Raw genomic sequence first — 7229 nt, forward strand, 5'->3', positions numbered from 1 at the left:
GGGGTGGACGCGTCCACCCCGCAGGCCGTACGGGCGGCGCTGGAGCGCCACCGGCAGGCCGAGGCGGCCCGGCTGCTGCCGCCCTGCGTGGTGGTGCGGTCGGGACGGCCGGTGGCGGTGGCGGTACCGGCCGGGGCGGAGCTGTGGGTGGAGCTGGAGGACGGCGGGGTACGCCCGGTGGCCGCCAGCAGCGGCACGCACGCCCGGAGGATCCCGGAGGGGCTGCCGCTCGGCCGGCACACGCTGCGCGCCCGGCTGCCGGACCGCACCGCGGCGGCGCCGCTGATCGTCGCCCCGGCACGGCTCGCCCCGCTGCCCCGCCGCACCTGGGGTTTCATGGCGCAGCTCTACTCGCTGCTGTCGCAGCGCTCCTGGGGGATGGGGGACCTGGGCGACCTGACCGAGCTGGTGCAGTGGTCGGGCCATGCGCTCGGCGCGGGCTTCACCCAGGTCAACCCGCTGCACGCGGCGCTGCCCGGAACGCCCTCCGACCCCTCGCCCTACCGGCCGTCGTCGCGGCGCTTCCCCGATCCGGTGCACATCCGGCCGGAGGCGGTACCGGAGTACGCCTATCTGCCGCCGGAGGCCCGGGCGAAGGCGGCGGAGCTGTCCGCCCGCGGCGCCGCGCTGCGCGACGCCGTGCTGCTGGAGGAGGGGCTGATCGACCGGGACGCGACCTGGGCGCTCAAGCGGGAGGTGCTGGAGCTGGTCCACGCGGTGCCGCGGGGCGTCGGGCGGGAGGCCGCCTACCGGGCCTACACGGAGCGCGAGGGCGCCCGTCTGGAGGACTACGCCACCTGGTGCGCACTGGCGGAGCAGTACGGGCCCGACTGGCGGGCGTGGCCCGAGGGGCTGCGTGATCCGGCGGGGCCCGAGGTGGGCCGGGCCCGGGAGCGGTGGGCCGGGGCGGTGGAGTTCCACCGCTGGCTCTGCTGGGTGGTGGACGACCAGCTGGCCGGCGCACAGGCGGCGGCGGTGGACGCGGGGATGCCGGTGGGGCTGATCCACGACCTCGCGGTGGGGGCGCACCCGGACGGCGCCGACGCCTGGGCCCTCCAGCGCTTCCTGGCCGACGGGATCTCGGTGGGCGCCCCGCCGGACGCCTTCAACGCCCACGGCCAGGACTGGGGCCTGCCGCCGTGGCGCCCCGACACGCTGGCCGAGGCGGGCTACGCCCCGTTCGCCGACCTGCTGCGGGCGACCCTGCGGCATGCCGGTGCGCTGCGGATCGACCATGTGATGGGCCTGTTCCGGCTGTGGTGGGTGCCCCAGGGGTTGCCGCCGACCCAGGGCACCTATGTGCGGTACGACGCGGAGGCGATGCTGGGCGTCCTGGCGCTGGAGGCGCACCGGGCCGCGGCGGGCGTGATCGGCGAGGACCTGGGCACGGTGGAGCCGGGGGTGCGGGAGGAGCTGGCCGAGCGGGGGATCCTGGGCACCTCGGTGCTCTGGTTCGAGCGCGACTACGGCCCGGACGGCACCGGCGGCCCGCTTCCCCCGGAGCGCTGGCGGGAGCAGTGCCTGGCGACGCTCACCACCCATGACCTGCCGAGCACGGCCGCGCGGCTGTCGGGGGAGCATGTGGAGCTGCGGCACCGGCTGGGGCTGCTGGCGCGTCCGCTGGAGGAGGAGCAGGCGGAGGACGCGGCCGAGCGTGAGGAGTGGCTGGGCGAGCTGGCGCGCGAGGGGCTGATGTCGGTGCCGCCGTACGGGGAGGGCCCGGCGGCCGACGAGGACCGGCCGGACACGGGCCCGCATCTGCCCGAGGCGGTGGCGGCGCTGCACCGCTATCTGATGCGGACCCCGGCCAGGCTGGTCGGGGTGTGGCTGCCGGACGCGCTCGGCGACCCCCGTCCGCAGAACCTGCCGGGGACCTGGGACCAGTACCCGAACTGGCGGCTGCCGGTGGCCGACGCGACGGGCCGCCCGGCGTCGCTGGAGCAGGTGGCCGCGGCTCCGCGGACGGCGGAGCTGGGCGCGGTGCTCGCCGGGCCGCAGGAGTGACCCCGGCGCGCGCCGCGTCCGGGCGGGGGACTACCTTAGGAGCGTGGACAAGAGGAATGCCCTGCGTGCCGGTGCGGTCTCGGCCGTCGCCACGCTGATGATGCTGATGACGACCCCGGCCTTCGCCAACGTCCGGGACGACGGCGACGACCCGGGCAGCGGCCTGAGCGTCGGTGAGACCGTCGGCCTGTACGTGGTCATCCCGATCGTGGCCTTCCTGGTGATCGCGGCCCTGGTGTCGCTCGCCAACCGGAAGCGCACCTGAGACAGCGGCTGAGCGCCGCCCGGTGAGACCGGGCGGCGCTCAGCTGTGTCCGGGGGAGGTCCGCCCGGGGGTCAGCCGCGCCGGCCGGGCGCCTGGACGATCGTCCGGAGCAGCTCGGTCCGCCGCCGGGGGTCCGCCTCGGCGAGCAGCGCGGCCAGGACCGCGATCCGGGCCTGCCCGGCGCGCAGCGTCCCGGTGAGCACGGCTCCGGCCGCGGCGAGGTCGACCGCTCCGCCGCCGGTGTACAGCGGGGTGACCGGGCCGGCCAGCACCCGGGTGGTGACCGCGACCAGGACTCCGGCGTCGACGGCCCGGGCGACGGCCTCGGTGAACGCGGGGGTGGCGTTGCCCGCTCCGGTGGCCACCAGGACGAGCCCCTGCGCCCCGGCGGCCAGTGAGGCCTCCAGCAGCAGCGGGTCGGCGTCGCAGTGGTGCATCACCATGTCGACCCGGGGGGCGGTGACGTCCAGCGGCGGGAGCGGCAGTGCGGGGTGGCGGTCGATCCGCGGCAGCCGGCTGACCGCTCCGAAGCCGACCTTGCCCAGCGGGGCGCCCGAGGGGTCGGCGAAGGCGTCCGCTGCGACGGTGTGCATCTTGACCGTGCCGCGGGCGGCGTGCACCAGCCCGTCGAAGACCACCAGCACTCCGGCGCCGCGTGCGCGGGCCGCGGTGAGCAGGGCGTCGTGCAGGTTCCCGGCGGCGTCGCCGTCGGCGGCGTCCAGCGGGCGCTGGGCGCCGGTGAGGACGACGGGGCGGGGGTCGTCGTGGTGGAGGTCCAGCAGCAGGGCCGTCTCCTCCAGGGTGTCGGTGCCGTGGGTGACCACCACGCCGTCCACGTCCGGGTCGGCCAGTGCCTGGTGCACGGCGTGGACCACCGCCAGCTGGTGGGAGGTGGTCAGCCGGGGGCTGTTGACGGTGAAGAGGTCCACCACCCGTACGCAGACGCCGTCCGGGACGGCTGCGGCCGCCAGAACCGACTCCCCGTCCGCCTCCGCGGCCCAACCGCTCCCCTGCCACCGGCTGGCGATGGTGCCACCGGTGCTCACGACGACGACGTTCGCATGTTCCACATGGGTAAGAATATCCGGATTCTTCTGGCATATGGTTGCCGATGTATGCCCGCAGCACCGGTTGAGTGGCAGGGATGTGCGCAATGGATGCGATCGACAGAAGAATCTTGCGTGAGCTGCAGGCCGACGGCCGGCTGAGCAACCACGAGCTGGCGCAGCGGGTGGGCCTGTCGCCGTCGCCCTGTCTGCGCCGGGTGCGCCGGCTGGAGGAGGAGGGGGTCATCCGCGGCTACCGCGCGGAGGTGGACCCGGCGGCGGTGGGGCGCGGCTTCGAGCTCTTCGTCACCGTGGAGGTGCGGCGCGACCGGGCGGCGGTGGAGGCGTTCGAAGCGGGGCTGGCGGCGATCCCCGAGGTGATCGAGGCCTACCGGCTGTACGGGGCGCCGGGCTGCCTGTTGCGGATCGCGGTGGCGGACAGCGACGCCTTCGAGCGGTTCTGGATCGAACGGCTGACGGCGCTGCCGGGGGTCAAGGAGGTCAACTCGCAGATGATCATGAAAAGGATCAAGGAGCCGTCCGGCCTGCCGGTGGACTGATCTCCACCGGCAGGCCGGATCGCTGCTCCCTGCGCCGGGCGTTACTCGGCCGAGGCCTCGCACACCAGGCGGCGGCGGTGGTCCACGGTGCGCTCCGCGCCGGTCAGGCGGAGCTGCACGGTGTGCCGGAAGTCCGCACTGGAGGTGCCCAGACGGAGCTCCACCTCACCCGGCTCCACGATCCGCCGGCCGGCCACCCCGGTGAAGGAGGTGAGGTCGGCGTGGAAGCGGAACTTCACCCGGCGGGACTCGCCGGCCGCCAGCTCCACCCGGGCGTAGCCGATCAGCCGGACGTCGGGCCGGGTGACCTGGGCGACCGGGTCGTGCAGGTACAGCTGCACCACCTCGGCGCCGTCCCGGTCGCCGGTGTTGCGGACCGTCAGCTCCAGGTCGGTGCCGCCGTCGGTGGGCACCTCGGTGCTGCCCACCGTGGGCTCCTCCCACTCGAAGGAGGTGTACGACAGGCCGAACCCGAACGGGTGCAGCGGGGTGGGGTCCAGGTTGCTGACCCCGCCCGCCAGGCCCAGCGGCGGCTGCAGGTACGTCCACGGCTGGCCGCCGGGGTCGCGGGGGATGCCGACGGGCAGCCGTCCCGAGGGGTTGACCCGGCCGGAGAGCACACCGGCGAGCGCCGGGCCGCCCTCCTCGCCCGGGAAGAACGCCTGGACGGCTCCGGCGAGCCGGTCCGCCCAGCGGCCCAGCGCGTACGGGCGCCCGGTCAGCAGCACCAGCACCACGGGGGTGCCGGTGGCCAGCAGGGCGTCCAGCAGCTCGCCCTGGACGCCCGGCAGCGCCAGGTCGTCCGCGTCGCAGCCCTCACCGGAGGTGCCGCGCCCGAAGAGCCCGGCCCGGTCGCCCAGCACCGCCACGCAGACCTCGGCCTCGCGGGCCAGCTCCACCGCGGCCTCGAAGCCCGAGGTGTCGTCGCCGTCCACGTCGCAGCCGGGGGCGAACGTCACACGAGCGCCCGGCAGCTCGGTGCCCACCGCCTCCAGCACGGTGGGGATGGCGATCCCCAGCGGGATCTCCGGGTGGGAGACACCGACGTGGCTGGGGAAGGAGTAGCAGCCGAGCATCGCCAGCGGGTCGTCGGCGCGGGGGCCGACCACCGCGATACGGGCGTCGGAGCGGAGCGGCAGCGCGCCGCCGGGGTTGGCGAGCAGGACGCAGGACTGCTCGGCCAGCAGCCGGGCGAGGGCCCGGTTCTCGGCGGGGTCGAGATCGATGGTGCCGCGCGCCTGCTCCGGGTCGTCGCTGTCCGCGGGGAGCGTGGCCGGCAGCGCCGCCCAGTCCGGGTCCAGCAGACCCAGCTCGCACTTCTGCAGCAGCACCCGGGTCAGCGCCCGGTCCACCAGCTCCTCAGCCACCGAACCCTCGCGGACGGCGGCGATCAGGGCGTCGCCGTACGAGCGGACCGTGGGCAGCTCCACGTCGACACCGGCGGTGAGGGCCAGCCTGGCGGCGTCGCCGCGGTCGGCGGCGACCCGGTGCAGGGTCTCCAGGAAGCCGATGCCGAAATAGTCGGCGACCACGGTGCCGTCGAAGCCCCAGGTGTCCCGGAGCAGAACCGTGAGCAGGTTCGGGTCGGCGGCGGCGGGCACACCGTCGATCTCGGCGTAGGAGTGCATCACCGAGCGGGCGCCGCCCTCCTGCACCGCCATCTCGAACGGCGGCAGGATCACATCGGCCAGCTCACGGGCGCCGGCCCGCACCGGGGCGAGGTTGCGGGCGCCCGCCGAGGCCGAGTAGCCGGCGAAGTGCTTCAGGGTGGAGACGATGCCGGCGGACTCCAGCCCGCGGACATACGCGGTGGCCACGGTGGCGACCAGGTAGGGGTCCTCACCGATGGTCTCCTCGACCCGGCCCCAGCGCAGGTCGCGGACCACGTCCAGGACCGGCGCCAGACCCTGGTGGACACCGACCGACCGCATGTCGCGGCCGATCCGGTGGGCCATCTCGGCGACCAGCGCCGGGTCCCAGGCCGCGCCCCAGGCCAGCGGCACCGGGTAGGCGGTGGCGCCCCACGCGGTGAAGCCGGCCAGGCACTCCTCATGGGCCAGCGCGGGAATCCCGAAGCGGTTCGCCGCGGTGATCCGGCGCTGGGCGCGCGCCAGCGCCACCGTGCCGACGCCGGGGTCGACGGGGGCGGTGCCGAACGGCCGGGTCAGCTGGCCCAGGCCGCGGGTGATCAGGCTGTCCCAGTCGACCTCGTCCACCATGTCGTTCTGGTGCGGGGCGACCCCGTCACCGTCGGCGTCGGCTCCCACCCAGACGCCGTACAGCTGGGCGGCCTTCTCCTCCAGGGTCATTCGACCGATCAGATCGGCCACCCGCGCCGCAGGCGCGAGCGAGGGGTCCCGCCAGGGGCCCTCGGTGCCGGGCGCGTCGGAGGCCTCCACGGGGGCCTCGGGGGTGGGATGGATTGCCATCGGGCAGGGTCTTCCTCTCGTGAGTCGTGGTGCAGCTGCGCGGCGGGCGGGCAGTCGGGCGGGCTACTTGCCGCCCACGCCCATCAGGCCGTTGATCAGGGCACGGCGGGCGACCAGGTACACCGCGAAGATGGGCACCACGGAGAGGACGATCGCCGCCAGCATCGCGGGGATGTTGACACCGAACTGGCTCTGGAAGTTGAACAACCCCAGGGTCAGCACATGCTTCTCCTCGGACTGCGTGAGGATCAGCGGGAAGAGGAAACCGTTCCAGGCCTGCAGCGCGGTGTAGATGGTCACCGTGCTGATACCGGCCTTGGAGAGCGGCACCGTCAGCTGGAGCAGCATCCGCAGGGGGGATGCGCCGTCGAGGGACATCGCCTCGTAGAGCTCCTCGGAGACGTCACGCATGGTGCCGCTGAGGACCAGTACGGCCACCGGCATCGCAAAGGCGGCGGTGGGCAGGATGACGGCCGGCAGGGTGTCGTACAGACCCATCTTGCCGATCATGAGGTACAGCGGCACGATCACTGCCTGCGCGGGGATGGCCACGCCGAGCAGGAAGGTGCGGAACGCCATCGACGACAGCTTGCTGCGGGTGCGCACCGCGACATAGGAGAGCGGGACCGCCAGCACCAGCACGATGACCACGGTCACCACTGCCACGATCACGGTGTTGCTGAGCATCGAGAAGAACCCGTTGTCCAGCACCGTGTGGTAGTTGTCCAGCGTGGGGTGGGTCGGGAAGGCCAGCGGGTTGCCGTCCAGCGCCTGGTCCTGGTGCATCAGGGACGCGGAGAGCATGGTGTAGACCGGCACGATCACAATGAGCAGCCACACCAGTGATCCCAGCCCGGCCAGCGGGTTGCCCAGGCGCAGCCGGCGGCGGCGGACGGGGGCGGACACGGGGGTGTTCGTGCTGGGC

The 7229-nt window shown here is 74.4% G+C and carries 6 protein-coding genes; 3 read left to right on the plus strand and 3 right to left on the minus strand.

Annotated features, from left to right (window positions below):
• Window positions 1–2004: 4-alpha-glucanotransferase (gene malQ / locus AOK09_RS24285; protein ID WP_055589369.1), on the plus strand; the 2004-nt coding region annotated here is incomplete at its 5' end.
• A 43-nt stretch (window positions 2005–2047) separates the two neighbouring features.
• On the plus strand, window positions 2048–2269 hold the full coding sequence (locus tag AOK09_RS24290; RefSeq protein WP_055589370.1) for a hypothetical protein: 222 nt from the start codon (window positions 2048–2050) through the stop codon (window positions 2267–2269).
• 71 nt (window positions 2270–2340) lie between these two features.
• Here the strand turns inward: AOK09_RS24290 and AOK09_RS24295 are convergent, their stop codons facing one another.
• Entirely contained in the window at window positions 2341–3339 is a 999-nt protein-coding gene (locus tag AOK09_RS24295) for an asparaginase (RefSeq protein WP_055589371.1), read from the minus strand.
• Window positions 3340–3422: 83 nt separating this feature from the next.
• On the opposite strand from AOK09_RS24295, the gene AOK09_RS24300 reads away from it, so the two are divergent.
• Complete coding sequence (locus AOK09_RS24300) at window positions 3423–3875, plus strand: Lrp/AsnC family transcriptional regulator (protein ID WP_055589372.1); 453 nt, start codon at window positions 3423–3425, stop codon at window positions 3873–3875.
• Between the two features lie 41 nt (window positions 3876–3916).
• On the opposite strand, the gene AOK09_RS24305 is transcribed toward AOK09_RS24300, so the two are convergent.
• Together AOK09_RS24305 and AOK09_RS24310 are read right to left on the minus strand one after the other, a co-directional pair.
• Window positions 3917–6304, minus strand: a complete 2388-nt coding sequence (locus tag AOK09_RS24305; protein ID WP_055589373.1) for a beta-xylosidase/alpha-l-arabinosidase — start codon at window positions 6302–6304, stop codon at window positions 3917–3919.
• 63 nt (window positions 6305–6367) lie between these two features.
• Entirely contained in the window at window positions 6368–7210 is an 843-nt protein-coding gene (locus AOK09_RS24310; protein WP_055589374.1) for a carbohydrate ABC transporter permease, read from the minus strand.
• Window positions 7211–7229: the final 19 nt, after the last annotated feature.

Origin of the sequence: Peterkaempfera griseoplana, from assembly GCF_001418575.1 — a bacterium.
Lineage (GTDB): Bacteria > Actinomycetota > Actinomycetes > Streptomycetales > Streptomycetaceae > Peterkaempfera > Peterkaempfera griseoplana.

Excerpts from the sequence above, each read along its gene's own strand:
- AOK09_RS24300 (WP_055589372.1), top strand. The coding sequence starts at position 3,423 with ATGGATGCGATCGACAGAAGAATCTTGCGTGAGCTGCAGGCCGACGGC.
- AOK09_RS24305 (WP_055589373.1), bottom strand. The coding sequence starts at position 6,304 with ATGGCAATCCATCCCACCCCCGAGGCCCCCGTGGAGGCCTCCGACGCG.